At 66.1% G+C, this 25,888-nt stretch carries 29 protein-coding genes; 26 read left to right on the top strand and 3 right to left on the bottom strand.

From position 1 onward, the window contains the following. The first annotated feature begins 25 nt into the window (after window positions 1-25). The 9 genes from AC099J_RS00210 (at window position 26) to AC099J_RS00170 (ending at window position 8,909) form a co-directional block, all read left to right on the top strand. A complete protein-coding gene (locus AC099J_RS00210; RefSeq protein WP_479613181.1) occupies window positions 26-469 on the top strand; it encodes a hypothetical protein in 444 nt (147 codons plus the stop codon). Window positions 470-531: 62 nt separating this feature from the next. Further along, window positions 532-2,520: a type VI secretion system baseplate subunit TssF gene (tssF, locus tag AC099J_RS00205; RefSeq protein WP_479613180.1), complete on the top strand. Its 1,989-nt coding sequence runs from the start codon at window positions 532-534 to the stop codon at window positions 2,518-2,520. After that, the gene (gene tssG, locus AC099J_RS00200; protein ID WP_479613179.1) at window positions 2,517-3,707 is read left to right on the top strand and encodes a type VI secretion system baseplate subunit TssG; all 1,191 of its coding nucleotides are present in this window, start codon (window positions 2,517-2,519) and stop codon (window positions 3,705-3,707) included. Before tssF ends, tssG begins: the two co-directional genes overlap by 4 nt. Window positions 3,708-3,898: 191 nt before the next feature. Continuing rightward, window positions 3,899-6,553, top strand: a complete 2,655-nt coding sequence (gene tssH / locus AC099J_RS00195; protein ID WP_479613178.1) for a type VI secretion system ATPase TssH — start codon at window positions 3,899-3,901, stop codon at window positions 6,551-6,553. Between the two features lie 14 nt (window positions 6,554-6,567). After that, window positions 6,568-7,320: a hypothetical protein gene (locus tag AC099J_RS00190; protein ID WP_479613177.1), complete on the top strand. Its 753-nt coding sequence runs from the start codon at window positions 6,568-6,570 to the stop codon at window positions 7,318-7,320. Next, on the top strand, window positions 7,317-7,886 hold the full coding sequence (locus tag AC099J_RS00185) for a hypothetical protein (RefSeq protein WP_479613176.1): 570 nt from the start codon (window positions 7,317-7,319) through the stop codon (window positions 7,884-7,886). The genes AC099J_RS00190 and AC099J_RS00185 overlap by 4 nt, the downstream gene beginning before the upstream one ends. Next, entirely contained in the window at window positions 7,886-8,047 is a 162-nt protein-coding gene (locus AC099J_RS00180; RefSeq protein WP_479613175.1) for a hypothetical protein, read from the top strand. Before AC099J_RS00185 ends, AC099J_RS00180 begins: the two co-directional genes overlap by 1 nt. A 42-nt stretch (window positions 8,048-8,089) precedes the next feature. Beyond that, on the top strand, window positions 8,090-8,407 hold the full coding sequence (locus tag AC099J_RS00175) for a contact-dependent growth inhibition system immunity protein (RefSeq protein WP_479613174.1): 318 nt from the start codon (window positions 8,090-8,092) through the stop codon (window positions 8,405-8,407). Between the two features lie 22 nt (window positions 8,408-8,429). Further along, window positions 8,430-8,909: a hypothetical protein gene (locus AC099J_RS00170; RefSeq protein WP_479613173.1), complete on the top strand. Its 480-nt coding sequence runs from the start codon at window positions 8,430-8,432 to the stop codon at window positions 8,907-8,909. 13 nt (window positions 8,910-8,922) lie between these two features. On the opposite strand, the gene AC099J_RS00165 is transcribed toward AC099J_RS00170, so the two are convergent. Then, entirely contained in the window at window positions 8,923-9,585 is a 663-nt protein-coding gene (locus AC099J_RS00165; protein ID WP_479613172.1) for a hypothetical protein, read from the bottom strand. Between the two features lie 110 nt (window positions 9,586-9,695). On the opposite strand from AC099J_RS00165, the gene AC099J_RS00160 reads away from it, so the two are divergent. The 7 genes from AC099J_RS00160 to AC099J_RS00130 are packed head-to-tail and all read left to right on the top strand — an operon-like array spanning window position 9,696 to window position 19,025. Beyond that, window positions 9,696-11,999 (top strand): type VI secretion system Vgr family protein, encoded by a 2,304-nt coding sequence (locus tag AC099J_RS00160; protein WP_479613171.1) that lies wholly within the window; start codon window positions 9,696-9,698, stop codon window positions 11,997-11,999. 14 nt (window positions 12,000-12,013) lie between these two features. Next, the gene (locus tag AC099J_RS00155; RefSeq protein ID WP_479613170.1) at window positions 12,014-12,544 is read left to right on the top strand and encodes a DUF6484 domain-containing protein; all 531 of its coding nucleotides are present in this window, start codon (window positions 12,014-12,016) and stop codon (window positions 12,542-12,544) included. A 26-nt stretch (window positions 12,545-12,570) separates the two neighbouring features. After that, a complete protein-coding gene (locus AC099J_RS00150) occupies window positions 12,571-13,635 on the top strand; it encodes a DUF2169 family type VI secretion system accessory protein (RefSeq protein ID WP_479613169.1) in 1,065 nt (354 codons plus the stop codon). Further along, window positions 13,632-14,660: a hypothetical protein gene (locus AC099J_RS00145; RefSeq protein ID WP_479613168.1), complete on the top strand. Its 1,029-nt coding sequence runs from the start codon at window positions 13,632-13,634 to the stop codon at window positions 14,658-14,660. Before AC099J_RS00150 ends, AC099J_RS00145 begins: the two co-directional genes overlap by 4 nt. Then, window positions 14,657-15,139 (top strand): DUF4150 domain-containing protein, encoded by a 483-nt coding sequence (locus AC099J_RS00140; protein WP_479613167.1) that lies wholly within the window; start codon window positions 14,657-14,659, stop codon window positions 15,137-15,139. The genes AC099J_RS00145 and AC099J_RS00140 overlap by 4 nt, the downstream gene beginning before the upstream one ends. Continuing rightward, window positions 15,117-18,587, top strand: coding sequence for an RHS repeat-associated core domain-containing protein (locus AC099J_RS00135; protein WP_479613166.1), 3,471 nt, complete (start codon window positions 15,117-15,119; stop codon window positions 18,585-18,587). The genes AC099J_RS00140 and AC099J_RS00135 overlap by 23 nt, the downstream gene beginning before the upstream one ends. Window positions 18,588-18,638: 51 nt before the next feature. Next, a complete protein-coding gene (locus tag AC099J_RS00130; protein WP_479613165.1) occupies window positions 18,639-19,025 on the top strand; it encodes an Imm44 family immunity protein in 387 nt (128 codons plus the stop codon). A 383-nt stretch (window positions 19,026-19,408) separates the two neighbouring features. Here AC099J_RS00130 and AC099J_RS00125 read toward each other — a convergent pair whose 3' ends face one another. Next, complete coding sequence (locus AC099J_RS00125) at window positions 19,409-20,545, bottom strand: IS4 family transposase (RefSeq protein WP_479613164.1); 1,137 nt, start codon at window positions 20,543-20,545, stop codon at window positions 19,409-19,411. A 33-nt stretch (window positions 20,546-20,578) separates the two neighbouring features. Here AC099J_RS00125 and AC099J_RS00120 point away from each other — a divergent pair, with 33 nt between their 5' ends. The 8 genes from AC099J_RS00120 (at window position 20,579) to AC099J_RS00085 (ending at window position 23,304) form a co-directional block, all read left to right on the top strand. Beyond that, window positions 20,579-20,839 (top strand): hypothetical protein, encoded by a 261-nt coding sequence (locus tag AC099J_RS00120; RefSeq protein WP_479613163.1) that lies wholly within the window; start codon window positions 20,579-20,581, stop codon window positions 20,837-20,839. A gap of 184 nt (window positions 20,840-21,023) precedes the next feature. Then, window positions 21,024-21,251 carry a PIN domain-containing protein gene (locus AC099J_RS00115; RefSeq protein WP_479613162.1) on the top strand — a complete coding sequence of 76 codons (228 nt, stop codon included), beginning with the start codon at window positions 21,024-21,026 and terminating at the stop codon, window positions 21,249-21,251. An 18-nt stretch (window positions 21,252-21,269) separates the two neighbouring features. Next, on the top strand, window positions 21,270-21,821 hold the full coding sequence (locus AC099J_RS00110) for a transposase (RefSeq protein ID WP_479613161.1): 552 nt from the start codon (window positions 21,270-21,272) through the stop codon (window positions 21,819-21,821). Further along, on the top strand, window positions 21,821-22,084 hold the full coding sequence (locus tag AC099J_RS00105; RefSeq protein ID WP_479613160.1) for a hypothetical protein: 264 nt from the start codon (window positions 21,821-21,823) through the stop codon (window positions 22,082-22,084). The genes AC099J_RS00110 and AC099J_RS00105 overlap by 1 nt, the downstream gene beginning before the upstream one ends. A 2-nt stretch (window positions 22,085-22,086) precedes the next feature. Beyond that, entirely contained in the window at window positions 22,087-22,272 is a 186-nt protein-coding gene (locus AC099J_RS00100; protein ID WP_479613159.1) for a hypothetical protein, read from the top strand. 81 nt (window positions 22,273-22,353) lie between these two features. Further along, the gene (locus tag AC099J_RS00095; protein WP_479613158.1) at window positions 22,354-22,653 is read left to right on the top strand and encodes a type II toxin-antitoxin system ParD family antitoxin; all 300 of its coding nucleotides are present in this window, start codon (window positions 22,354-22,356) and stop codon (window positions 22,651-22,653) included. 3 nt (window positions 22,654-22,656) lie between these two features. Next, window positions 22,657-22,992: a type II toxin-antitoxin system RelE/ParE family toxin gene (locus AC099J_RS00090; protein ID WP_479613157.1), complete on the top strand. Its 336-nt coding sequence runs from the start codon at window positions 22,657-22,659 to the stop codon at window positions 22,990-22,992. Between the two features lie 36 nt (window positions 22,993-23,028). Continuing rightward, window positions 23,029-23,304 carry a toxin-antitoxin system HicB family antitoxin gene (locus tag AC099J_RS00085; protein WP_479613156.1) on the top strand — a complete coding sequence of 92 codons (276 nt, stop codon included), beginning with the start codon at window positions 23,029-23,031 and terminating at the stop codon, window positions 23,302-23,304. 39 nt (window positions 23,305-23,343) lie between these two features. Here the strand turns inward: AC099J_RS00085 and AC099J_RS00080 are convergent, their stop codons facing one another. Next, window positions 23,344-23,943 carry an OmpW/AlkL family protein gene (locus tag AC099J_RS00080; RefSeq protein WP_479613155.1) on the bottom strand — a complete coding sequence of 200 codons (600 nt, stop codon included), beginning with the start codon at window positions 23,941-23,943 and terminating at the stop codon, window positions 23,344-23,346. 470 nt (window positions 23,944-24,413) lie between these two features. Between AC099J_RS00080 and AC099J_RS00075 the strand changes: the two genes are divergently transcribed. Further along, on the top strand, window positions 24,414-25,688 hold the full coding sequence (locus tag AC099J_RS00075) for a TIGR02270 family protein (RefSeq protein WP_479613154.1): 1,275 nt from the start codon (window positions 24,414-24,416) through the stop codon (window positions 25,686-25,688). Window positions 25,689-25,706: 18 nt separating this feature from the next. After that, window positions 25,707-25,886, top strand: a complete 180-nt coding sequence (locus tag AC099J_RS00070; protein WP_479613153.1) for a hypothetical protein — start codon at window positions 25,707-25,709, stop codon at window positions 25,884-25,886. The last annotated feature ends 2 nt before the right edge of the window (window positions 25,887-25,888 follow it).

Here is a 25,888-nt window from a genome sequence, read left to right as displayed (position 1 = left end):
ACAACGGAAAGCGAGCATTCAAATCATGGCTGTATTTTTCTTGTCGGGGCAACGCATCGAGCTTCCTGCTGTCCCGCTCAACCCCGGTTCGCCCACGAGTAAACCGAGCGCGTGGTTGCATGGGAAATTTGTGACGGTGCGCCTGCTGTCGTCAGTCACAGGTGTCCGCCTACACACCAACGGTCGTGATTTTCAGGATCGCCCCGCCTCGGGAGCCAACGGCGCCTGGGTCGTCATCGGCGATCTGATCCTGACATCCACCGAGTTGGTCGACACACTTGCGTTGCCAGGTGCATTCACGCATGCATCGGAAGTTGTGCTTCCCGAGCAGTGCGTCATCAACATCGGCGTATGTGCGCCCCTGTACAAGGGCGCAGGCGGAAATCTGCAAGCCGAATACGTGTCCGGACCGAAGCTGGCGATCAAGCCGATGCCCGGCCATTGGCACAGCCGGGCAGCTCATGCATAAGTTGGAAGCTGTCGCTGTGAGCGGGCCATAGGTCGCCGGCGACAACACGCAAGCAAGCCCCCATGGACCCCCGCCTCCTGCGCCTCTACAGCGACGAGCTGACGCACCTGCGCGAGGTCGGCGGCGAGTTCGCGCACGCCTTCCCCAAGATCGCGTCGCGCCTGAGCATGGAGGGCATGGAGGTCACCGACCCCTATGTCGAGCGGCTGATGGAGGGCTTTGCCTTCATGGCCGCGCACGTGCAGCTGAAGATCGAGGCCGAGCAGCCGCGCCTCATCGCGCAGTTGCTCGAAGCGAGCTACCCCAACTTCCTCGCGCCCGTGCCATCGATGATGGTGGCGCGCTTCGATGTCGACACGCTGGACCCGAACCTTGTGCGCGGCCACGTAGTGCCGCGCGGCAGCGCCGTCACGGCCGAGCTGGCGCGCGGGCAGGAGACGCATTGCGAGTTCCGCACCGCGCACGCCGTCACGCTGTGGCCCATCGAGCTGCTGGCGGTGCAGTACTTCACGCACGCGCCGGACTTGCCGCTGGCGCGCTTGCCGCAGGCCCAGGGCACGCAGGGCGGCCTGCGCATCCGGCTGCGGACCGGGGGCGGCCTGGGCTTCCATCAGATGGGCATGGACCGGCTGGCGTTCTACATCAGCGCCCCGGATGAAGTCGCCTTCCGCCTGCACGAACTGCTGCACGGCGCATGCACCGGCACGCTGGTGACCACGGGCCGACCCGGCGTGCTGCCAGCCTGGCGCGGCCCCGAGAGCGTTCGCCCACTTGGGTTCGCAGCCGACGAGGCGCTGCTGCCCGAATCGCTGCGCGCCTTCTCCGGCTACCGGCTGCTGCAAGAGGCGGCCGCCATGCCGCAGCGGCTGCTGTTCTTCGAGATCGGCGACCTGGCCGCGCGGCTGGCACACGTGAGCGGCGACGAGGTCGAGCTCATCGTGCTGCTGCGCCGTGGCGATGCGCCGCTGGAGGCGCTGGTCGACCGCGCCAGCCTGTCGCTGCACTGCACGCCGGCGATCAACCTGTTCAAGAAGCGGCTGGACCGCATCCAGCTCGGCCCGGGCGCCTGGGAATACCACGTGGTGCCGGACCGCACGCGGCCGATGGACTTCGAGGTGCACAGCCTGGAGACGGTGACGGGCTATGGCACGGGCGCCGTGGCGCAGCAACGTTTCGAGCCACTGTATGCGACGCAGCAGGCGGCCGGTGCCAGGCTTGACGCTGACGCCAACCACGCTGAGACGCACGGCTATTACACGCTGCGGCGCGAGCCACGGTTGCGCTCGCAACGGCAGATGCAGCAGGGTGCCCGCTCGGCCTACATCGGCGAGGAGGTGTACCTCGCGCTGGTCGACCCGCGCCATGCGCCGTACCGCGAAGACATTCGCCAGCTGTCGGTGGCAGCGTGGGTCAGCAACCGCGACCTGCCGTTGCTGCTGCCGCAGGGCCGGCGTGCGCCACAGGGGTCGTACGGATCGCACGGGTCACAAGGGCCGCAAGCAGCGCAGGCGATGCAGGGCTCGAACGGCTCGCCCAAGGACGAGGCGCCCCTGTGGCGGCTCGACGCTGCCGGCCCGGTGCGGCGCGTGGACGCGCTGCGCGGACCGACGCGGCCGGTCACGCGGCGGCCGGTGGGCGAGCTCGGCTGGCAGCTGGTAAGCCACCTCAGCTTGAACCATCTGTCGCTGGTGGGCAGCTCGCCGGCCGATGCGGCGGCCTCGCTGCGCACCATGCTTGCGTTGTACGCGCCGCCCGAGGATGTGGCCTGGGCGCGGGCTGTGGCCGGTGTGCAGACGCTACAGGTGCAACCCATCGTCCGGCGGCTGCCGTTCAAGGGGCCGATGAGCTTCGGCACCGGCATCGAGATCGTGCTGGAACTGGACGAGATGGCCTACCAGGGCACCAGCGCCTTCCTGTTCGCCAGCGTGCTGGAACGCTTCTTCGCGCGGCACGCCGCCATCAACGCATTCACGCAACTGGTGCTGCGCACACCGCAGCGCGGCGAAGTCATGCGCTGGGCGCCGCGCGTCGGGCTGCGGGAGGTGGTGTGACCGCCACCACGCCGCCAGCAGACGCTCGCTCCGAAGCCGAAGGCAACCGTGTGACTGCCGAACGCCTGCATGTCGACGCCCGTGCCGCCAGGCGCAACGGGGATGGCGGTCCAGCGCGCCGGGCCCGAGATGACGAGCGCGACGCACTGTTCGAATCCCTGCGCGCCGAACCCTGGGCGCACGACTTCTTCGCTCTTCTGCGCCACCTCGAAGCGCTGCACCCTGACGCCCCGCGCATGGGCCGCGCGCTGCGCCCGTCGCAGGAACCCATCCGCCTGGGCCAGGAGCCCGAGCTCGACTTCGCCCCCGCCCCGCTCGCCACCTTCGCGCATGAGAAGAACACCCCCGCCCCGCGCCTGGGCGTGCGCTTCTTCGGCCTGCTCGGCCCGCAGGGGCCGATGCCGCTGCACCTAACCGAGTTCGTGCGCGAGCGCCTGCGCTGGCGCAACGACCCGACGGCGGCGCGCTTTCTGGACATCTTCCACCACCGCATGCTGGCGCTGTTCTACCGCGCCTGGGCCGACGCCCAGCCCACGGTGCAGCACGACCGGCCGCAGCACGACCGCTTCGCCGCGTGGCTGGGTGCCGGCTTCGGCGCGGTGGGCGCGGCGCCGCTGCAGGGCGCGTTGCCGCGCCAGGCGCAGCTGTTCCAGGCCGGCCTGCTAGGCGCGCGCAGCCGCCACCCCGAGGGCCTGGCCAAGCTGCTGGCGCAGCACTTTCGCGTGCCGGTGCGCATCGAGCAGCACGTCGCGCAGTGGCTGACCATCGCGCCAGAAGACCGCAGCCGCCTGGGCCACGCGCGCAATAGGCCCGAGCGCTCGGCCGTGCCCACCGCGCAGCTGGGCCGCAGCGCCAACGCCGGCCATGCGGTGCGCGACCGGCAGTTCAAATTCCGCATCGTGCTGGGGCCGCTGCTGCTTTCGCAGTACCACGGCTTTCTGCCCGGCGGCGCCGCGTGGCCGGCGCTGCGCGACTGGGTGCGGCAGTACGCCGGGCTGGACTTGCAATGGGACGTGCAGCTGGTGCTGGCGCACGCCGAGTTGCCCGCGCCGCGCCTGGGCCAGCGCAAAGCGCCAGGCCCGGCGCTGGGCGTGACCTGCTGGATCGGCCGTCACACCCCCCCGCGCGACCGGGGCGACCTGCGCCTGCGGCCTGCCACCTCGTTCCTGCACCGACACGGAGCCTGAAATGACACTACCCCGTTTGGATGTCTCACTGCGTGTAGACATCCCATCCCCCTCAAGGGGCGCCGCGAGCGGCCGGGCAGAGCCCGTTCCGCCGCGGCTGCTGGCATGGCCTGCGCCGCGGCCTTTCGATCAGCAGCATGCGAGACGGTCGCATGCCCTGAGGGTGGCGCGCAGCGCCATGGAGAACTGACATGCCCGAAATCTCACGTACCGCACTGTTCGGCAAGCTCAACGCCACGGCCTACAAGGCCATCGAAGGGGCCACCGTGTTCTGCAAGCTGCGCGGCAACCCGGTGGTGGAACTGCAGCACTGGATCTACCAGATCCTGAACGGGCAGGACTCGGACCTGCACCGCATCGTGCAGCACGCCGGCATCGACGCCGGGGCGCTGGCGACCGACCTCACGGCCGCGCTGGACCGGCTGCCGCGCGGCGCATCCTCGGTAACCGATCTGTCGAGCTGGGTCGAGAGCGCGGTCGAGCGCGGCTGGGTCTACGGCTCGCTGATGTTCGGCGACACGCGCGTGCGCACCGGCACGTTGCTGGTCGGCATGCTAAAGACCACGGGCCTGCGCGCAGTGCTGGTGTCGATCTCGCGGCAGTTCGAGCGCATCCAGGTCGACGCGCTGGCGCAGGACTTCGCGAAGATCGTCGCCGGCTCGCCCGAAGACGGCCAGCCCGCCACCGCCAGCGGCGCCGCGCCCGGCGAGGCCAGCGGTGCGATTTCCCCTGCGGCGATGGGCAAGCAGGAGGCGCTGAAGCGCTTCGCCATCGACCTGACCGAGCGGGCGCTGAAGGGCGAGATCGACCCGGTGGCCGGCCGCGACGAAGAGATCCGCCAGATCGTTGACATCCTGATGCGCCGACGGCAGAACAACCCCATCCTGACCGGCGAGGCCGGCGTCGGAAAGACGGCGGTGGTCGAAGGCTTCGCGTTGCGGTTGGCGCGCGGTGACGTGCCACCGCAGTTGAAGAACGTGCGCCTGCACATGCTGGACGTGGGCCTGTTGCAGGCCGGCGCCAGCATGAAGGGCGAGTTCGAAAGCCGGCTGCGCGCCGTCATCGACGAGGTGCAGGCCTCGCCGCAGCCGATCATCCTGTTCATCGACGAAGCGCACACGCTGGTGGGTGCCGGCGGCCAGGCCGGCACCGGCGACGCGGCCAATCTGCTGAAACCGGCGTTGGCGCGCGGCAAGCTGCGCACCATCGCCGCCACGACCTGGGCCGAGTACAAAAAATACATCGAGAAAGACCCAGCGCTGACGCGGCGCTTCCAGGTCGTGCAGGTAGCCGAGCCGAGCGAGGCCAAAGCGATTCTGATGCTGCGCGGCGTCGCCGGCATTCTGGAGAAGCACCACCGCGTGGCGCTGCTCGATGAAGCGATCGAGGCGGCCGTGCGGCTGGCGCACCGCTACATCCCCGCGCGGCAGTTGCCGGACAAGGCCGTGAGCCTGCTGGACACAGCCTGCGCGCGCGTGGCCGTGAGTCAGCACGCCACGCCCCCGGCGCTGGAGGACTGCCAGCGCAAGCTGGAGGGGCTGCAGGTCGAGCGCGAGATCATCGAACGCGAGGCCGCCATCGGCATCGACACCGAAGTGCGGCGCCAGCGCACGGCCAGCGCCATCGATGCGGAGCAGACGCGGCTGGAAGTGCTGCAGGCGCAGCACGCGGAAGAGAAGGGTGTGGTGGACCGCATCCTGGAGCTGCGGGCCGTGTTGCGCGCACCACCGCCCGAGGGCGATGCGCCACCACCCGACCGCGACGCCCTGCTCGCCGAGCTGCGCCCGCTGCAAACGCAGCTGCGCGAGCTACAAGGCGACGCCCCCCTCATCCTGCCCACCGTCGACGAGCAAGCCGTGGCCAGTGTGGTGCAGGACTGGACGGGCGTGCCCGTGGGCCGCATGGTCAAGAACGAGGTCGAGGCCGTGCTGCGCCTGGCCGACACGCTGAACCAGCGCGTCATCGGCCAGAAGCATGCGTTGGAAATGATCGCGCGGCGCGTACAAACCTCGCGCGCGCGGCTGGACAACCCGGGCAAGCCGATCGGCGTCTTCATGCTGTGCGGCACCTCGGGCGTGGGCAAGACCGAGACCGCGCTGGCGCTGGCCGAATCGCTGTACGGCGGCGAGCAGAACGTCATCACCATCAACATGAGCGAGTTCCAGGAGGCGCACACCGTCTCCACGCTCAAGGGCGCGCCGCCCGGCTACGTGGGCTATGGCGAGGGCGGCGTGCTGACCGAAGCTGTGCGCCGCCGGCCCTACAGCGTGGTGTTGCTCGATGAAGTGGAGAAGGCCCACCCCGATGTGCACGAGCTGTTTTTCCAGGTGTTCGACAAAGGCTGGATGGAAGACGGCGAAGGGCGCGGCATCGACTTCAAGAACACCATCATCCTGCTGACCAGCAACGTCGGCAGCGAGCTGATCATGCGGCTGTGCAAAGACCCGGCCCGCACGCCGGACCCGGAGCAGATCGCCACGGCGCTGCGCGAGCCGCTGCTGCAGGTGTTCCCGGCCGCGCTGCTGGGGCGGCTGGTGGTGGTGCCCTACTACCCGCTGTCCGACACGATGATGGGCGAGATCGTGCGGCTGCAGCTGGGCCGCATCAGCAAGCGCGTGCAGGAGAACCACGGCATCCCGTTCGAGTACGACGACGCCGTGGTGCGGCTGGTGGTCTCGCGCTGCACCGAGGCGGAGTCGGGCGGGCGGGTGATCGACGCGATCCTGACGAACACGGTGCTGCCACGCGTGTCGCTGGAGTACCTGACGCGGCTGGCGGCGGGGGGGAGTTTGCAGCGGATACGGCTGGGGGTGCGGGAGGGGGATTTCAGTTACGGGTTTGATTGAGGGGAGGCGTCGGCATGCCTTCCGCGCGCATCCCCGCCACCGGCGACGTCATCCAGACCACCCAGCCGACACGCGCCACGCCTGCGCCGTCCATCCTCTATGTCAACAAGGTGGGCAACGATGGCTGGCTGCAGGCGCGGGCGGAAGGTGCAGGAGAGCGGCTGTCCTTGTTCAAGTACACCCGGCTGACGCACGTGCAAACGCGCGGCGGGCGCACTTACTTCAAGGCGGCAGAGGGGGTGCACCAGGGACGTATGCTGAGCCTGGCGCAGGCCAATGCGCAGGCGTACCTCGGCAGCCGACCGCCGACGGCCAAAGTTGCGCAGCTCACCGTCACGTACGGAGCGTACGAGCAAGGTTGGTTTTCCGAGGCGCGCGGAGACCGGCTGGACCAACAACTGGCAACGCTGGAGATCGATGGGGTGTCCGCCGCTGTCACGATGAATTCGGTATGGGGAACGGGGTTCACGACCTTGCCGCCCGGGCAGTACACGGTTCTGGTGCCCGACGTTCCCCATGGGGCCAACATGACCCGGCCTTACCGGAGGGTCGCACCCACGCTCGTGTTTGACCAGGTGTGGTTTCCGATCCAATATGGCAACAACAGCCGGTATATTCATATCGGCAACGTATCGGAAGGCTGCGTGACGGTGATGGACTTCGCCCGGTGGCCCGCCATCCACGAAGCACTGCTGAGTCACCGGTCGCCCGATGGCAAAAGCGTTGCGCAACTGACGGTCAAGGGAAAACCTCAGAGAGAGCGATGAAGTCGATGCTGAAGCGATGCATGGAGTTGCTGGGAATCATGGTCATTGCATGGCCGGTGTGCTCGTTCTCAACCTTGGCAGATGGTTCGCCCCACGCTACAGACCGCTACACGGCGCAGGACCGGCGCACTGCGCAATCGCTGAATGCGGTGGGAGACAAGGCATACCGGGCAGGGCAATTCGACACGGCGCGCAAGGCGTATATGGAGTCTTATCCGAACTTCCCGAACTCCTACGCCTATCTGATGTCGGGCGACGCGCACTGGCGCGCCGTGCTGGCCGCCAACCAAGATGGGCAGGGCCAGGAGGCGGGCCACTGCCGTGTCATCAACGCGCACTTCGCCAGCGACGTGCGGCGCAGTCTCGAGGAACATTTCCAGCGCGGGCTTGCACTGCGCCCGGCCAAGGGAGTTGCAGGCAAGCCGAGCGCGGAACTGCGCCAGCGCGCAGTTGCCACAGCGGCCTGCCTGGGCAAACTCGCTGAGCACTACGGGCGTCAACCGGCATCTACGTGTGTGGCGCTGGACCGACTGTCTGCGTGCCTGGGTGCGCCCTTGCTGAAGTGATGCACCTGCTCGCCGCGATCGGGTACACGCACCACCCGGAAACCAGCGAAATCGCCACAGCTGCATCCGCCTATGCCGGACACCATCTCGCCCGGCAACGGGTGTTGACCTTGCTGGCATACCTGCAAAACTTCCCTGCGACCAGGAAGGATGGGAAGTGAGGACAGCGCTGGGCGCAGTCCGCGCCGTACCACCTCATGACCATGCCCATCCTCATCTCCAAAGGACAACAGCAGTTCCCTGAGCTGGCGTCATTCATGGGCGGGTGGTTCCATCAAGACTTCGACATCCACGGCGACACTTTGGAAGCGGTGGTGGCCGCGTTCAAAGCCGAAAGTGACGCAGCGCTTGTCGAGCCCCTCGTCGCCGACATTGGCGCATTCCTGGCGACCGGCGATGAAGGCATGGAAGACCGGTTCCAGGACTTCTTCCAGCCCGACGTCATTCCCACTGCGTTGCGCCCCACGACACGGGAGTTTCTTGTGGCCATTCGCGATGCGCTTGTGGCAGGGCGGGACTGAGCAGATGGTGCATTGGCGTGTCGTGCACGTGTTGCTGGCCTCGGTGTGCGCCGGCTTGCCGGCAGCGGCTTCTGATGCGGTCCACACCCTCTGCGTGTCGCCCGAGGTTCCCGCGTTCTCGTGCCCGGTGGCAAGCGGCCGCGCACTCGCGTTGTGCATCAGCACCGACCAGTCCGTGCGCTACCGGTTCGGGCGAGCCGGCGCCATAGAGTTGCACTACCCACCCGGCACGCTCACGAACGGCCAGTCGATGCGGTTCGCGGACTACTTCCGCTACCAGACCGAACGGGTGGAAGTTCGGTTCGAGCACCAGGGCACGCAATACATCGTCTTCGACTACCGCGAGGACGATCGGCCCCAAGCCGGCGTGCGCGTGATGGGTGCTGGCGCCAGGGAACGCGAGATCGCTTGCACCGGTCGCATCACCGGGCGGCTCAGCGCACTTAGCGATGTGCTGCCATGCGACGCCGACAGCGGGCTGAATCCCGGCAGCTGCAAGTAGCTGCTCCGTGGCTCTACGCGGCGCTCGACCAGCCCATGCCGGCCGCGCGGGCCTGCACGGCAATCGACGCTACCAACCGTTCGGCGATGGCGCCATCGAGCGCCAGCAGCCCGAACGCATCGCCGTCGACGGCAGGCCGCGCGACCGCGAGCACGCCGCAACCTTGCAACGCAGCAGCGCGCGCAGCCCAGTCGACATCCAGCAGCGCCAGGGCCTGCTCGGGCGTCGCGTCCGGCGGCGGGGCGTCGGGCGCGGACAGCAGCAGCACCTGTGATTGCAGACACCACGGAAACGCGGGGTCGTCGAACATGCCCGCAATCGCGTCGACCCGCTGCGAGCACACCATCGTGATGGGGCCATGCCGGCCGCGCAGCCAGTCGATCACTGCGCCCAAGCCTCCCGACGGCGCACTCGTCCGCGCGCAATCACCGTCTTCGTCGTGAACCCAGGTTGAAGATGGAGCATGCCGAGACCCGGCCCGCAGCGAGCTGACCTTCGCAATGCTGGCCATGGCGCGCGCGACGGCGAGTGCGACGGGCTGCGGCACACCGGCGTCGACCGATTCGACATCCCACCCCACCAGCCACACGCGCGCAGCATCTGCGGTACCCAGGTCGCCGAGTTGCCATGGCGCCTCGATCGGGCCGCGCCGGGCCAATAGGGTTGGTTCATGCACTGCGCAGATTCTGAGGGGCACGGGGGCGAGCGCCTTTCAACCCACCATGACTTTGGTCTGTTGCCCGCCCTGCCCCCACCCCGTACCGTTGCCTGCAACACGCGCTTCCCATGCCGGCCCCCATCACGCTCACCTCCCCGCTGCCGCCCGAGGACTTGCTGTTCGAGTCCATGAGCTGCTCCGAAGGCCTGAGCGTGCTGGGCGAGATGCAGCTGGGCCTGGTCAGCGCCAAGCCTGATCTGAAACCGCAGGACCTGCTGGGCAAGACCGTCGGCGTGACGGTGCAGCTGCGTGAGGACGCCAAGCGCCACTTCCACGGCTACGTGACGCGCTTCTCGATCGGCGCACGCAGCGGCCGCTACTATGGCTACCAGGCCAGCGTGCGGCCCTGGCTGTGGTTCCTCACGCGCACGACGGACTGCCGCATCTTCCAGGACCTGAGCGTGCCCGACATCGTGAAGAAGGTGTTCGAGGACCACGGCGGCGCCAGCTTCAAGTTCAACCTGTTCCGCTCTTACCGCAAGTGGGTCTATTGCGTGCAGTACCGCGAGAGCGACTACAACTTCGTCGCGCGGCTGCTGGAGCACGAGGGCATCTACTGGTACGTGGAACACGGCGAGGGCCAGCACAAACTGGTGCTGGTCGATTCGAAGAGCGTGCACGACGCCGCGCCCGGCTGCACGCCGCTGCCCTACTACGAGAACACGGCCGAGGCGCCGCCCGACACGGAATGCATCGGGGGCTGGCAGTTCGCCAGCGCCGTGGAGACCGACCACACGCTGCTGCGCAGCTACGACTTCGAGCGGCCATCGACACCCTTGGAGGTGAAGGCCGAGACCAAGCCGCCCTACAAGATCGGCGCGCTGGAGCAGTACGACTGGCAGGGCGACTATGTGCAGGCGCCCGACGGCACGCAGTGGGCCGAAGGCCGGCTGGACGAGCAGCAGACCCGCTACGAGACCGCCCGTGGCAGCGCGAATGCGCACGGCATCGAGGCCGGCCGGCTGCTGACGTTGGAGCGCCACCCGCGCGAGAACCAGAACGCCGAATACCTGGTGACGCAGGCCACCGTGCACGCGCGCAACGACGCGTACGAGACCGGCGGCAGTGCTGGCAGCTACCAGTGCGAGTTCTCGGCCATCCCCTCGGGCCAGCAGTTCCGCCCGCAGCGGCGCACGCCCAAGCCCTTCGTGCAGGGGCCGCAGACTGCCGTGGTCACGGGGCCGGCGGGCGAGGAAATCTTCACCGACAAATACGGCCGCGTGAAGGTGCAGTTCCACTGGGACCGGCTGGGCAAGAAGGACGAGAAGAGCTCGTGTTGGGTGCGCGTGTCGCACCCGTGGGCGGGCAAGAACTACGGCGTGATCCACATCCCGCGCATCGGGCAGGAGGTGGTGGTCGATTTTTTGGAAGGGGACCCGGACCAGCCGCTGATCACCGGTCGCGTCTACAACGCCGAGCAGATGCCGCCGTGGGACCTGCCGGCCAATGCCACGCAGAGCGGCATCCTCACGCGGTCGAGCAAAGGCGGCGCTGCAGCGAACGCGAACGCACTGCGCTTCGAGGACAAGAAGGGCAGCGAGCAGGTGTGGCTGCATGCGGAGAAGAACCAGGACATCGAGGTCGAGAACGACGAGACGCACTGGGTGGGGCATGACCGCAAGAAGACCATCGACCACGACGAGACCACGCTCGTGAAGCACGACCGCACGGAGACGGTGGACAACAACGAGACCATCACCGTGCACGGGCAGCGCACCGAGGTGGTGGACAAGGACGAGACGATCACCATTCACAAGAACCGCACGGAGACAGTGGACCTGAACGAGGGCATCACCATCGGTGTGGACCGCACGGAGAGCGTGGGGTCGAACGAGACCATCACGGTGGGTTCGAACCGCAGCGTCACGGTGGGCGCGAGCGAGACCAAGACGGTGGCGCTGCAACGCACGCACACGGTGGGGGTGAACGAGACGATCTCGGTGGGGGCGGCGCAGGAGATCACGATTGGGGGGCTGCAGGCGGTGACGGTCGGGGCGGTGCAGACGATCAATGTTGGGGCGAGTCAGTCGACGAGCGTGGGGGCGGGGCAGAGCAACACGATCGGGGCGAAGCAGACGAACGAGATCGGCGCCGACCGCAGCATTCAGGTGGGTGGCGCGCAGACGACCAGCGTGGCCAAGGCGCGGAGTGCTTCGGTGGGCGAAGACGACTCGTTGAAAGTCGGCAAGAACCTGGTCATCGAAGCGGCGGACTCGGTGTCGATTAAGACCGGGAGCGCCAGCATCACGATGAAGAAGGACGGGACGATCACGATCAAGGGCAAGGACATCACGCTCGACGGATCCGGGAAGATCAATGTGAAGGCCTCCAGCGACGTGATCGTCAAGGGTTCGAAAGTCCTGCAGAACTGACGATGGAACCGACCATGCATCCGCACGACATGCCCGTTCACCTGGCCGAAGCCGCAGAAGCGGCCGATGCGTTCAGCCCACTGCTGCGCGCGCCTGTCGCGCACGTTGTGCCCTTGCACGCCCTGCCCGCCGTGGTGCTGGGTGAACTGCTGGCACTGGTCGATGGGGGAACGCAACCACTGGTGCGCCACACGGCTGGCGGCGAGGCCGCCGTACGTGCGCGCAGCGCGGTCGATCTGCAAGGCACACAGATCGGCGCGCGCGTGGTGCTGGTGTTCGAAGACGGCGACGCCGCCCGCCCCATCGTCATGGGCGTATTGCGCGAAGGGGCAGGCTGGGCATCGCCTGAGCCGTCGGCGCAGGTGCAGGTAGATGCCGACGGCCAGCGACTGATCGTCAACGCGAAGGAACAGCTTGTGCTGCGCTGTGGGAAGGCCAGCATCACGCTGACCAAGGCCGGCAAGGTGTTGATCGAAGGCAGCTATCTGCTCAGCCGCTCCAGCGGTGTGAACCGCGTCAAGGGTGGGTCGGTGCAGTTGAACTGAGGCGCCACCGTCACCGAGCCATCGCCATGGAATTCATCAACGCCACCCGCATGACCGCGGGCTACAACATGGGGCTGGAGCCGAGTGGGCGCGAACTGCTCGTGGTGGTGGTGAAGGGCACGTTCGTGTTGCCCAAGACTGGCGAGCCGATGCGGCTTGCGGATGAGCAACTGCCGCTGATCATGGCCGACACGTTCACCGGTGCGCCCGGCTTCAGCGCCCCAGTGCACGAGATTGACTTCGCGCCCCGCAAGCACCGATGTGACGTGTTGCTGACCGGTCATGCCCGCGCGCCTGTGGGCACGCAGGTCACGCGGCTGCGTGCAGGGTTGCGCGTCGGCCCGATGGAGAAGGTGTTCGATGTTGTCGGCGACCGCGTGTGGCAGGCCGGCCTCACCGGTATCAGCGTCTCGGCGCCGTTGCCGTTCACCGAGATGCCCATCTCATACGACCGCGCCTTCGGCGGTGCCGATCACTACAGCGAAGACGAAAGCGAACACGACGCCTACCTGCCGAACCCGGCCGGCCGCGGCTGGCACAAACACCTGAAGAACGCCTGGGTCGACGGCACGCCGTTGCCGAACACCGAGGAAGTCGGCAAGGCGGTGAGCTTCCCAAACGACAAGTACGCGCCGATGGCCCTCGGCCCGCTCGGTCGCGGCTGGCCGCAGCGCGCGCGATTCGCCGGCACCTACGACCAACCATGGCTGGACGACATGTTCCCGTTCCTGCCGAAGGACTTCGACGAACGCTACTACCAGGCCGCGCCGGAAGACCAGCAGCTTGCGTTGCCGGACGGGCAGATGGAGGTGGGGCTCAGCGGCTTCACAAGCGATACACCGCGCCAGTTCACGCTGCCTCATTTTGAAGCCCCCGTGCATGTGTTTCCGAAACGAGGGGAACGCGAACTGCATTTTGGGTCGCTCGACACCATCGCCTTCGAGCCCGATCACGAGCGCCTGACGATGACGTGGCGTGTGACCCGACTACTGAAGAAGAGCATCTTCGAGATCGCGCAGGTGCACGTGGGCATGCGGAGCTGCGAGCGCTGGGGGCAAGGCGAGTCCGTTGCCCAGGCGACTGCAGGATGACCGTGCGGCCCCTCGCGATCCTCAAGACCGGGCTGATGACGGCCGTCGGTTCCAATGCCGCAGCGTGTGCGGCGGCTTTTCGATCGAAGCTGACCAACCCCACTCCCACTCGCTTCATGAACTCGAATGGCGACTGGATCATGGCGCACCAGGTGGAACTGAAGGGCAGGAAGTCGGCCTTGTCGAGGCTGGCGCAGATGGCCGCGACCGTCATTGACGAAGCGCTGGAAGGTATTCCGAAGGGTGAGCGATCCGACATTCCCTTGCTGTTGTGCGTCGCGGAGCGAGAGCGACCGGGGCGACTGGACGGCCTCGAAGACCGCTTGCTCGAACAGGTTCAGGTTTTTCTCGACACCCGCTTCGAGGGCTCGTCTGCGGTCGTGACGCAAGGTCGGGTCGGTGTGGCGGTGGCGCTGGCCCAGGCGCGCAGGCTCGTCCACGAGGGTGTAGTGCGCCGGGTGTTGATCGCGGCCGTCGACAGCCTGCTCGGTTGGCAGGTGCTGATGCACTATGACCGGGCCGATCGCCTGCTACGGGACGACAACTCGAACGGCTTCATGCCTGGCGAAGGGGCCGGCGCGCTGCTGGTCGGCGACCCTCCGGGCCACGCCGAGCTGCTCTGCCTGGGCCTCGGTTTCGCGCGTGAGGTTGCCCCCATCGACAGCGAAGAGCCGTTGCGCGCCGAAGGCCTCACGGCGGCGCTGCGGAGTGCCTTGACCGAGGCCGGGCGGGCCATGCAGGACTTCGACTTCCGCGTCGCCGACCTGTCCGGCGAGCAGTACTACTTCAAGGAAGCGGCGCTGGCGCTGTCGCGCACCTTGCATCAGCCCAAAGAGGAGTTCGATCTCTGGCATCCGGCCGAATGCACCGGCGAGGCCGGGGCGCTGGCCGGTGCCGCGATCATCAGCCTGATTGACGCCGCCTGCCGCAAGTCGTTCTCGAAGGGCACGCATGTCGTTGCCCACATGTCGAACGATGGTGGCCAGCGTGCCGCGGTGTTGCTTGGGTTCCGGGGAACAGCATGAGCAACAAGGTGTTTGCCAACATGATGGAGGTGTCGTGCAAGTCGGCGAGCGGCAAGACCATCTGCGCCTTCCCCGACGTGTGCATGACGCCGCCGCAGACACCGGCCACACCGCCGGGTGTGCCTATACCCTATCCGAACACCGGCATGGCATCCGACGCGACCGACGGGTCCACCTCGGTCAAGATTTCCGGCAGGGAGGTCATGCTGAAGAACAAGTCCTGTTTCAGCAAGAGCACCGGCGACGAAGCCGGGGCTGCGCCCAAGAAGGGCCTGATCACCTCGAAGAATACCGGCAGGGTGTTCTTCAACATGTGGTCGATGGATGTGAAGATCGAAGGCGAGAACGTCGTTCGACACCTCGACATCACAACGCACAACCATGGATCGACACCTGGCAACTCGCCGCCCATGCCGCACACGGACGGGATGACGCCGCCCGGACCGATGCCGAGCAATGAATCCTGCCCGATCTGCTGACGCTCGTGTCGGTTCGCCGGTGAATCCGGTCCTCGGCGTCAAGTTCCTCGCCGGCGAGGAGGACCTCGACTTCACGGTCGATGGGCCGTTGCCATTGCCTTGGCAGCGGTCATACCTGTCTTCAAACACAACGTCGGGCTGGTTCGGGCAAGGTTGGGGGTCCCCGCTGGAAGCCAGTCTTCGTGCGGTTGCCGACCTTGCGGGCAAGGTCGTAGATCACATTGACTATGTCGATCCGTTTGGTCGACACATCGAACTTCCCAGCGTTGCGGCGGGAGGTGAATTCTTTCTCGCATCGGAGAAGATTGTTCTCTCTCGAACACTGCAGGGCCAGTATCGACTTGAAGATCAGGGGGGCGTGACCTATTGGTTCAACCCGACGGCGAAGGGTCACCATCGCATCTCGGCCATCGTCGATCGGAATGGAAATGCGATACATGTCGACTACCGCGAGCAGAACGGCGAACTTCAATTCGTCCATGTGTCCTGCAGCGGCAAGCAGCAACTAGAGATCGCCCTTGTAGCCTCGCGCGTGCAAGAGGTTGTCGAGAGTCGCGTGACCGCGGCGGGCCTCCAGCGGAGCAGCCTGGTGCGCTACCAGTACACCTCGCAAGGCGACTTGTGCACTGTCATCAACCGCGCCGGCGAATGCATGCGCTCATTCGACTACACCGATGACCGGCTGATGAAGCATCAGGTGTTCGCGGGTCAGCTCGAGTCCTGGTACGACTACGTCGGCGCGGGCAAGGATTCGCGCGTGGTCAAACATTGGGACAACGCTGGCGGCCAATGGACGTTCGTCTACCTTGCCGACCGAACCAACGTCACGGACCAGGACGGACGCACCTACGTTTACCACTTCGACGAACTCAAGCGCTGGACGGGATTGACCGACCCCGCTGGCCGATTCACACGACGTGCAGTCGACCGCGACGGCAACTTGCGCGCCATCATCGACCCGGCAGAGAACGTCACGGAAACGATTTTTGACCAACGCGGCAACCCGATCGAGCTGCGCGACGCCATGGGTGCCGTCACCAAGATCGAATGGCACGAACGATTTGCGGAACCGACGGCGATCACCGACGCGTTGAACCGCACGGCCACCTATCAGTACGACGAGAAAGGCAATCTGGTCCTGGAGGTGGACCCGGCCGGGGGAGAGACGGCCTACAAGCGCGACGCACGGGGCTTGGCGACGGAGATCGTCGACGCCATCGGCGGAACCAAGCACATGCGCTACAACGACCGGGCGCAACTGACCCACCTCACCGACTGCTCGGCCCGAACCACGACCTTGTCATACGACGACAACGGCTGGCTTGTCGGCCTCACCGACGCCCTGGGTCAAACAACGACCTTCACCTATGACGCCGCCGGCCGCCTGAGCCGCCATACGCTGGCCGATGGAAGCTACGAAGCCTATGTCCATGACAGTCGAGGCGAGTTGCTCACGGTCACCGATGCGCTCGGGAACGAAACCCGATTCGAGTATTCACCCGACGCGCTGCTGACCGGGCGCATCGACGCGCTCGGAAACAAGTTCGTCTATCGCTACGACCGCGCCCGGCGCTTGACGGAGCTGATCAACGAGATCGGCGACCGATACCGTTTCAACTACGACGTGTTGGATCGGGTCGTCGACGAAACGGCGTTCACCAACACCCGGGCGCTTTATGAGTACGACGATGCCGACAACTTGATTCAGCGCGTCGAGGCGCCCGGCAGTCCCGAGGCCATCGTCACTCAGTATGAGTACGACCGTCTGGGGCACGTGCTGACCCGAACATCTCCGAATCGACAAGTCAGGTACGAGTTCGATGCCGTCGATCAGATGATTCGGGCCAACGATGGCGTCGTCGATCTCAGGATGCGGCACGACAAGCTTGGCCAGGTCGTCGAAGAGGAACTGATTGCCGCTCAACGCACATTCAAGGTATCCCATGTGTTCGACCCCTTGGGAAATCGTCTGGAGTCGACGCTGCCGGACGGCACCAAGCTCGGTTGCCTGTACTACGGCAGCGGTCATGCGCACCAGCTCAGCATCGACGGCCAGGCGATATCGGACATTGAACGTGACGCCTTGCATCGAGAGGTGGAGCGCACGCAAGGCAAACTGCAGACGACACGCGCCTACGACGCCGCGGGTCGCCTGCTGCGGCAATCGAGCAGTGCGTTTGCTGGCTCGAAAGGTCCAGGCAGCGGCATTCGCGATGCCCTGCTCATTCATCGGCAGTTTCGCTACGACCGCGCGGGCAGGCTGGTGTCCGAATCGGAGCGAGGCGGCCGGCAACTGACCTACGAGTACGACAGACTCGATCGCCTCACCCGCTTCAACCAGGAGCGGTTTTCCTTCGACCCCGCCCACAACCTGGTGGGTGCGCGAGGGGCGCCGAGTTCGTCTGGCGGGAGGGTGGAGAACGGGCGCATTGCGGTGCACGAGGACAAGCGGTTTGTCTATGACGGACACGGCCGCTTGACGGAGAAGCGCATCAGCGCCCACACGACGATCAATCTGCGTTGGGACGAGGGTCATCGTCTCGTCGAATCGACGAAGCAGGCCGCTGCGATCAGGTCGAGCACCCGGTACTTGTACGACGCCTTGGATCGCCGAATTGCCAAGCGTACGGCAGAAGGAACCACCTGGTACGTCTGGATCGAAGATCTGCTGGTTCAACAGATCACTGACAGCGATCGGCACACCTTCGTCTATGAAGAGGACTCGTTCACGCCGTTTGCGCTTCACTCGCACCGATTCGCCGACGCGACGAGCGCCGTTCACTACTACCACTGCGATCAGATCGGTGTGCCGCGCGAGCTCACCGATGCACAAGGTCTTGTCAGGTGGAAAGGCGAATACAGTGGTTGGGGCCGGCTCGTGCATGAATCGTCGGGCACCGTCGAGCAGGCGGCTGGAGGCATCCAACCGATTCAGCCACTGCGATTCGAGGGCCAGTATCACGATGAAGAGACCGGTCTTCACTACAACCGGTATCGGTACTACGACCCTGATCTGGCCGCTTTCATCTCACCAGACCCGATGGATCTGGACGGCGGTGAAAACCTGTACCAGTACGCGCCCAATCCGGTCGACTGGATCGACCCCTATGGCCTGTACAACAAGCGCCGAAAGAACGGTCGATTTGCAGCCAAACCTGGGCCGAAGAAGAAGAAAGATGCCTCGCACGGATGCAGCTTGGCCACCACCAAGCCGGCACAGGGCTACGAACTTCGCAGCCGGACGAACGACAGACTTCGAAAGTACGGTGAAACGACAAAAGGCACCCTTCGATATACAAAAAAGTACCTGAAGAAGCACAATGTGTACATGAAGTTCGTGGCCAAGGGAACCAAGAAGGAAATGAAGGACTGGGAGCACCAGAAGATCACCGCGTACAAGGCAGCCCACAATGGTTGTCGGCCCGATCTGAACAAGTCAGACCACTAGTTGATGCAACGATCGCCTGACATAGAACTCAATTGCAGGACCATCAGAACCATGAAACTTTGGATATCGGCTGAACTCGACGGCGACGTCGCCGCAAAACACCAGGCGGCGTGGAAGCCCATTCAGGATGCAGTGAATAAGCGAGTGAAGGAACGCAAGTTCACGAGCTTCTGGAAGAAGTGGGACTTCATCAGCATCATCATGAGCGACCCCGATTTCTACAAAGAGGTGGCCAAAAAATCAAGGAAGGACAAGTCCTTGGAGTTCCGACTCAAGATCGACCACGGCAAGTTCCTCAATGCGAGTCCGAAACAAGCGAGTGCAATGCTGCTGGAAGCGCTCGGGCGCTCGGTGGACATGATGGCAAAAATGGAAGTCACCGACGAGGACATCGGCTTCTTGAAGTCGACGCTCTCTGACGTTGCCAAGGAGTTGTGATCGCGTTTGCAATCCAGGCAGCACCCTCGGTCCTCGAAGTGGCGCGGCAACTGTTCGACGCGCCCTTGTCGCGCACCGTTGCCCTGGGCCCACCGAACGCGGTGATCCTGCGTGCCGTCGACCGCGTGGCGCCGAACCAGGGTCAGGTCTCAATACTGTTCGTTTACGAAAAGTTCGCGAGATTGGCAAACCGCTGGCGAGGCGACAACGGCTTCGGTCCAAGCAGTGCGGGCGAGAAATCGAGCTCTGTGCCAGGGCGCTTGGTCCGGCTATAGCCCGGGAACGGCGAGTTGCGTCGCTTGACCATGCGCGCATTCGCACGGCCTCGGCTACTGACGCAGCGCAGCGTGGCTGCCTCGCGCAACAACGTGGCGAACCAGCGCTTACGCAGTCTTGGTCGCGCTGGGGGGAAAGGCCCCGGACAGGGGCTGGGCGCGGCGCAGCAGGTGGAGATGGCCGGTGAATGAAAGACTTCGCTGGCGTACGCGCTGGCTGCTGGCCGCCTGATGCATCAGCCAGCATACGGCGTAGTGCGCCAACACCCAGCCGTAGAACTCCTGGCGCACCCCTTCCGGGGTCTTGCTGCGCAGGGTGCGACGGCGTTGCACGAGGTGCGTCTTCAGTTCGTCAAAGACCGCCTCGACCTCCCAGCGCTTGTGGTACAGAGTGGCCAGCTCCAGGGCCGGTGACTGCTCGGGGTCGAGCATGATCGTGATCAGTCGATAGCGCTCTTCGACGTTGTGGATGCCGGGCAGTGCGTACTCGATGACGCGCAGCACGATCTCACCGGTGCGTGCGCTGCGCGACTTGCCATCGGGGTAGATCACACTGAGATACGAGCCGTCCGGCAACTCACGAGCCACTGGCAACTGCCGGTTGGCTACGCAACGCCACAGCAGCTGTGCGCCGGTGGCCAGGGCCGCTTTCCAGTGGGCGTAGCCGCTGAAGCCGCGATCGGCCAGGCACAGCATGTCGGGGCCGAGCCGGTCGAGCAACGGCGCGCAGATGTCCCACTCAGCCGCACGGTAGGCCCCCAGGTTGGCGCCGAGGATTGCGTGCGTGGCGCACTCCACCAGCACCGCGCATTGCGCCTGCGGACAGCCCGCGTGGCCTGTGCGGCTGCCGGGATGCCCGAACTCAACGACATTGCCGGCCTCGTCGGGCAGCTCGAAGTTGCTGCCGTCGATGGCGACCAGCCGAAGGCCGGCGTAGAACGCCTCGGGCTGCAAGCGCACATCGGCCAGCGGCACACAAGCGCGGGCATGCAAGTCCTGCAGTGGCGCCGCGCCGATCTTGGTGCGCGCCATGCTGATGGACGACTTGGCCACCGTCGGAACACCTTGCTGGCCTTGCATCCACGCCAGACCCTGGGCCACGACGGCGAACACATCTTCATAGGCGGCCTCGGGGTACAAGCTCAGGGCCATGCAGTAGTAGCCGGCGGCAATGGCCGGAAAGCTGCGGATGCGCTGGCTGTTCACGCCGTGCGCATCCTCTTCGCCGACCTGAGTTGATAGCATTGCTGCCGGTAGATTGATAGCAACGTCGATGAAATGCACAACCTCAGTATTCGCGGCCTCGACGACAAGGCCATGGCCGAGCTCAAGCGCTGTGCCGCGCGTGAGGGTGCCAGCGTCAACGCATTGGTCGTCCGGCTGATCGAGCAAGGCCTTGGCCTGCGACGCGCGCGGCCGGCTCGGACTCGTCATGACGACTTGGACGCACTCGCCGGCACCTGGACCAAGAGCCAGGCGGCGAAGTTCGAGGCGTCAGTCGCCGCGTTTGGTGAGGTAGACGCTGCGCTCTGGCGGTAACGCATGCGCCCCATCGTGGTCGACACCAACGCGTAGCCCGCGTTCAAGGCTGGCGAAACTTCCGTCGTCGACGTCGTGGCACACGCGGATCGCTTAGTGATGACCAGCGTGGTGCTGGGTGACTACTAGCCGCCTTTGCGGCCGGCACGCGCCAGGCGCAGAACCGGGCGGAGCTGGCAGCATCATGGACTCGCCGCGTGTCGAGGTGGTGGCGATCACTGCGCAGACCGCCGACAGCTACGCACTTGTCTACACCGGGCTTCGCCGTAAAGGCCAGCCGATTCCGACCAACGACTTGTGGATAGCAGCCAGTGCGCTCGAGCAGGGCGCAGCGGTTCTGACCCGCGACGCACACTTCGCAAACATCGACGGGCTGCGCGTGGGGAACAAGCTCGAAGCCCTTCTTCCGTGAACCAGGCGGAGGCATCGCATGGCTCGCCCCCTCCGCATCGAATTCCCCGGCGCCGTCTACCACGTCACCTCACGCGGAGATCGCCGCGAGCCGATCTACCGCGACGACGACGACCGCAAGGCGCAACTGGATGTCATCGCCCAGGCGATGGACCGTTTCGACGGTCAGGTGCTGGCCTATTGCCTGATGGGCAACCACTACCACCTGGTGCTCCACACGCGGCAGCCCAATCTGTCGCGGCTGATGCGCCATGTGAACGGCGTCTATACGCAGGTGTTCAACCGTCGGCACGGTCTGGTGGGGCATCTGCTGCAAGGCCGGTTCAAGGCCATTCTGGTGGACCGCGATGCCTACCTGCTGGCTTTGTGCCTTATGTCGAACGCAACCCGGTGGCCGCTGGCATCGTTGGTCAGCCGCAGGACTGGCCGTGGTCAAGTTGCCGCGCGCATCTGGGCCTGGAGGGCACTCCGGCGTGGCTGGACACGGATGGGCTACACGGCTATCTGCTGGCGCGTGAACTCAAGACGCGCGGCGACCGGCAGCAGGCAGCCCGGCTCTACGCCAAGTTGATGACACAGGCCGATCCCGGTGACGATGCGTTCTGGTCCACGGCGCTACGCCAGCAGATCTTTCTGGGTGACGAGGCTTTCGCGCAGCGCACGCAGGAGAAGGCCGAGCCTCTGCGTCGTGCGGCGGCCGACGTGCCTCGCCCGCAGCGGCGAACCGTCGCCGATACACCGGCGGCGCGCGAGCGGGTGTGGAGCGAGTGTCTCCAGCAGTGCGGTGGGACCGGGCTGCGGCCCTGCGCGCGGCTTATCGTGAACACGGCATGACCATGACGGTGCTCGCCCTGATGGCAGCGCTGTCGGTGTCACGCGTCAGCCGGTTGATCGCGGGGGAAGAGGCGCGCGACGCTGGCGCCAGGCCGCAGGCGCGGACCGACGAGCGCACCGGGTTGCCGGCGATGCGGTCGGCTCGGCCCGATACGGCGGAAGATGTGCGAGCGCTCGAGGGCGCGTGATGTACGGTAGCGGGCACTTTGCCAAAATTTGCCAAGATCGGTACGATGCTGCCGACTTGACGGTGGCATGAAGGGCCTGCGATGAGCACCATGAACATTTCCCTCCCGGAACCGATGAAGGCGTTCGTCGACTCGCAGGTCGCCGCGCGTGGCTACGGCACCAGCAGCGAATATGTGCGCGAACTCATTCGCAAGGAACAAGACCTGCAGCACTTACGCGCGGTGCTGCTCGCGGGCGGGGAATCCGCAGCCACGCACCCTGTCGATGCCGGCTACTTCGACAGCTTGCGCGCACGTATCGCAAGCAAGACTCCGCCCGCAGCAGCCAAGCAGCCCGCCGCGCGCCACAAGCCGGCCAGCAAAACGACCCGCCGTGGCTGACACATGGCCACGAAGCCCGTCGTTCCCCGGGCGCTTGCCCTGCGCGACGTGGAAGATGCCGTAGATCACTACCTGACGGATGCCGACGCCAGCGTCGCATTGCAGTTCGTCGATGCGCTGCAGGACGCGTACACCCACATCGGCAAGCATCCCGCCACCGGCTCACCGCGCTATGCGCACGCGCTCAACCTCCCAGGCCTGCGGCATTGGCGCGTGCGCCGATTTCCGCATCTGGTGTTCTTCATCGACCGCGCGGACCACGTGGACGTCTGGCGCGTGCTGCATGGTGCGCGCGATATTCCGGCGTCTTTGATGGGCCCTGAACCGCATGAAGTTTGAGCGGAACTTCTGCGAGCAATGCCCGGAGTCGTACCCATGCCCACCTTGAAGATTCGTTTGCCCGACGACAAGCATGAGCGCCTAAGGGCGCTCGCGAAGTCCAACTCCATCAGCATCAACAAGCTGATGGACGAGCTGGCCACGGTAGCGCTTGCCAACGACGACGGCCGCGTGCGCTTCGAAACGCGCGCGGCGCGTGGCAATCCCAGGCGCGCGCTGGCCCTGCTCGAAAAGCTCGTGCCGGTCTGTCGAACGCAATCCAACTCACCGCGCGATGCACACGCGCTGAATCTGCCCGGCATGCGGCATTAAAGGTTCCGCCGACAACTCCACCGCCACCCGCCAACCCGCCTAGAACCGCCAGCCCAGCCCGATGCCGAACAGCACCGGGTCGACCTTGAAGCTGCCCAGCGTGGCACCGCCAGCGGACACGTCGGTCTTGATCCAGACCTTCTTGACGTCGATGTTCAGGCTCAGGTTTTTGTAGGGCAGCGGAATGTCCATGCCGAGCTGCAGCGCGGGGCCGAAGCTGTTGCGGTCGATGTCGACACCGGCTGGCAGGCGCACCGAACTGAAGCGCGTGTAGTTGATGCCGGCACCCACGTAGGGCCGCACGGCACCGGTGGGCATGAAGTGGTATTGCGCCAGCAGCGTGGGCGGCAGGTGGCGCAGGGACCCGATGGAGGTGCCGCCCGCGCGCAGGTCGTGCTTCTGCGGAACCGTCAGCACGAGCTCGGCCGCGATGTTGGGCGTGAAGAAATAGCTGATGTCCAGCTCAGGCATCCACTTGTTGTTGATCGACAGGTCCAGCCCGGTGGAATCCTTGTTGGCGCTGTTCAGGTGCACGGCGCGCACACGCACCTGCCAGGGGCCTTGGGGCGTGGCTTGCGCGAATGCCGATGTCGCCATCACGAGGCCCAGCACGGCCGCGGCGATCACTTGCTTCTTCATGGTCTTCTTTCTGTTGTCGTTCCGGGAACACTCCCGAGCACGATTACAGAAGAGTCCACCCACCTGCACGTTGATGCCTCTCAAGCGCTGCGCGCGACCCGCTTGCGCTGCATCAAAAACCGTTCACGGCGCCAGCGGGCATGACAGCGCCAGCGCCGAGACCGACCGGTTCATGGTGTAGCGGTGCAAGCCGGGGCGCCGGTTCGCAGTGCACCCGGGGCATTGCGGGCCTCGGCGCAGACAGATCGAGCGGCGCCTTACGCGTGTGGGCCGCCACGCGTGTGACTTTCGGATATTGGCCTCAGCCGAATGCAGGCACATCATGACCCGCATCGCCCAGCTCAGGACCGCGCCCACGCCCACGCCCACGCCCCCAGCAACCACCGCCACACGCCATCCAACGCCACCGCCTTCCAGCAAGCCGCCCCAACCGAAAAACGTGTTGCGCTGACGCCCGTCACCTTCACAGCATGCCCCTCGCTCGCCCGCCCATCCCCGCCGTCGTGATGCAGCACGTGGAGGAGGCCGCGCACCTGCGCCATGTGCGCTCGGTACTCGTGCGCGCCCCCCACGTGCGCCTGCTGCAACTGGGCCGCCTCGACGAACGCATTGCCGCGCATCTGGATGGCATCGCGGTCGCTGGCGCGTACGGTGCGGGCTTGGTGCAACAGGCGCTGGAGCGGCCTGGCGCGGGCGAGATCTTCACCGCCACCGTGGGCGCCATCGCCGACCGGGATGTGGAACGGCTCGACAAGCTGCTCGCGATCACCGAGGCCCTGCCGGCGAGCCGCGCGGGTTTGCTGTCGGCCTTCGGCTGGGTCTCGGCGTCCGACCTGCAGGGCACCACGCGGGCGCTGCTGGAGTCCCGCCAACCATGGCGGCGCGAGGTCGCTCTGGCCACCTGCGCCATGCACGGCGTGGACCCACGCACCGCACTCGACACGGCCCTGCGCGACGGCGACGCAACCTTGCGCGCGCGCGCCCTGCGCGTGGCGGGCATCTGCGGTCGGCGCGATCTGGCGGACGCGTGCCTCGCAGCGTTGGCAGACGGCGATGCGCGCTGGGCTGTGGAGGCGGCGTGGGCCGCGCTGCTGCTCGGCCACCGGGCCGAGGCCATCCACGCGCTGGAAACGCACGCTCTCGACGACGGCCTCGAGCAGGCACCACGGTTGACTTCACTGCGCGCGCTGCTGAAAGTGCTCTCGCCGCCGCGCGCACACGCATTGCTCGCCACGCTGGCCAAAGACCCGGCGCAGGTGCGCTTGCTGATCCAGGGCATCGCCATCGCGGGCGACCCGCACCATGTGCCGTGGCTCATCGCGCAGATGGCGGACTTGCAACTGGCCCGGCTGGCGGGCGAGGCCTTCAGCTTCATCACGGGCCTGGACCTCGCGTACCTCGACCTCGACCGCAAGCCGCCCGAGGACGTGCAGTTCGGCCCCAACGACGACCCGGATGACGACAACGTCGCGATGGACGAAGACGACAGCCTGCCCTGGCCAGACCCCGACAAGATCGCCGCGTGGTGGCAGGCGAATGGCCACCGCTTTGCGCCGGGCACGCGTACGTTCATGGGCGCGCCGCCGTCGTCGTTGCACTGCCTGGGTGTGCTCAAGACCGGCTTTCAACGCCAGCGCATCGCGGCTGCGGAGTACCTGAGCCTGCTGCAGCCGGGCACGCCGCTGTTCAACGTGGCCGCGCCCACCTGGCGGCAACAACGCGTGCTGCCGATGATGGGCGGCTGAGTTCCAGAGGCGAAGACCATGTCCTTCCCCGTGCCGACGCTGTTCGCCATCCTCGGTTCGCTGTTCCTGCTGCTCGGTGCCTGGCGCTGCCTGAGTGCCGGCGCGCTGGTGCCGCAGGGGCGCACCTGGCTGATCGTCGGCGCCATCTTCGGCGCCGTCGCGCTGTACCTGTGGTGGTCGCACATGCCGGGCATCTGACC

It is taken from the genome of Rhodoferax sp. RT4P68, assembly GCF_056521305.1.
Note: the sequence above shows the minus strand (reverse complement) of the source record. Positions and strands in the feature narration are given on the sequence as shown.